At 68.3% G+C, this 1,632-nt stretch carries 1 protein-coding gene; it reads left to right on the top strand.

Going from position 1 to position 1,632, the window contains the following annotated elements:
- Nucleotides 1–83: 83 nt before the first annotated feature.
- Complete coding sequence (locus ABZ863_RS35620) at nucleotides 84–1,607, top strand: ISL3 family transposase (RefSeq protein ID WP_358544193.1); 1,524 nt, start codon at nucleotides 84–86, stop codon at nucleotides 1,605–1,607.
- Nucleotides 1,608–1,632: the final 25 nt, after the last annotated feature.

The raw sequence follows: 1,632 nt of genomic DNA, 5'->3' as shown, positions 1-1,632 counted from the left end.
GGCTCTGGCGCGCTTTCGGTGGTGGCGTGGTGGGTCCCCGGCGGAGCCGGGGTTTGGGGTTGCCATGATCGTTTGTGGCTGAGATGGCGAAGCGGGTCAGCGCGGTGTTCTCGGGGCTTTCGGCGCTGTCGATCGAGGATGTCGAGGATGCTGGCGATGTGATCGTGGTGCGGGCATCGACCAGGGGCGATGAGGTGCCGTGTCCTGCTTGTGGCACTCCCACGGGCCGGGTCCACGCCTTCCATGAGCGGATTCCCGCCGATGTACCGGTCGATGGACGTAGGGTGCTGGTGAGGTTGCGGATGCGTCGGATGCGTTGCCCCGTAACCGAATGCGCGCGGCAGACCTTCCGGGAGCAGGTACCAGGCCTGGTCGAGCGATACCAGCGACGCACCGTCCGGCTCGGTGAACAGGTCCGCGGTGTCGTGCGCGAGCTGGCTGGCAGGGCGGCTGCCCGGTTGCTGCCGGCTCTCGGGATCGTGGTCGGGCGGGACACTGCGCTGCGGGTTCTGCTGGGCACCCCGTTGCCGGAGCGCGCGGTGCCGCGGGTGCTGGGGATCGATGACTTCGCCCTGCGCAGGGGCCATGATTACGCCACCGTGGTGATCGACGCAGACACCGGTGCCCGGATCGACGTGCTGGCCGGGCGCGGCGCGCAGGTGGTAGCCGGTTGGCTAAGAACCCATCCGGGAGTCGAGGTCGTGTGCCGGGACGGCTCAGCAGCGTATGCCCAGGCTGTGCGGGACGCGCTGCCGAACGCGGTCCAGGTCGCCGACCGATGGCATGTCTGGCACAGCTTGTGCGATGCCGTGGCCAAGGAGGTCGCGGCCCACAGCGCGTGCTGGGCGACGGCAACGGGACTGCGCGAGGGGAAGCTCGCCGAGACCACTCTCCAGCGGTGGCAGCAGATCCATGCCCTGCTTAACGCCGGAGTCGGGCTGCTGGACTGCTCACGCCGCCTCGGCCTGGCGATGAACACCGTCAAGCGATACGCCCGCGCCGCTACACCGGAACGTGTCCAGCGGGTCCCCAAGTACCGTTCCTGCATGGTCGACCCCTATCGGGACCACCTCCGCGCTCGCCGTGAACAGGAACCGGCGGTGGGGGCCACCGCACTGCTGGCCGAGATCCGCGCGCTGGGCTACAACGGCAGCCACAATCTCCTCGTGCGCTACCTCAACCAGGGACGGCACCTCGATGACCATCCACACCTCTCGCCACGCCGGGCTGCCCGGCTACTGCTTACCCGGCCCGAGAATCTCACCGAACGGCAACGCGAACGACTCGAAACCCTGACCGCGGCCTGCTCCGAGATGACCGCGCTGGCCGCCGCCGTGCGTTCCTTCGCCGCCCTGCTCGCTCCCCGCGAAGACCACCCGGCCCGACTAGCGGAATGGACCACCGCCACACACGAGGCCGATCTACCCCACGTGCACTCCTTCGCCCGAGGTATCAACCAGGACATCGACGCCGTCACCGCCGCGATCACCCTCAACCACCACAACGGACGCACCGAAGGCGTCAACACCAAGACGAAGCTGCTCAAGCGGCAGATGTACGGAAGAGCCGGCTTCGCTCTCCTGCGCCACCGCATCCTCCTCGGATAACCACCACCGGAAGTGCGCCAGAGCC

This window comes from Saccharomonospora sp. NPDC046836 (assembly GCF_040645195.1).
In the GTDB taxonomy this organism is placed as follows: Bacteria; Actinomycetota; Actinomycetes; order Mycobacteriales; family Pseudonocardiaceae; genus Prauserella_A.
The sequence above is the reverse complement of the archived record's forward strand: the minus strand, read 5'-3'. Positions and strand labels throughout refer to the sequence as shown.

Bases quoted from the DNA above. Each gene is read 5' to 3' on its own strand.
- ABZ863_RS35620 (WP_358544193.1), top strand. From the start codon at position 84: ATGGCGAAGCGGGTCAGCGCGGTGTTCTCGGGGCTTTCGGCGCTGTCG.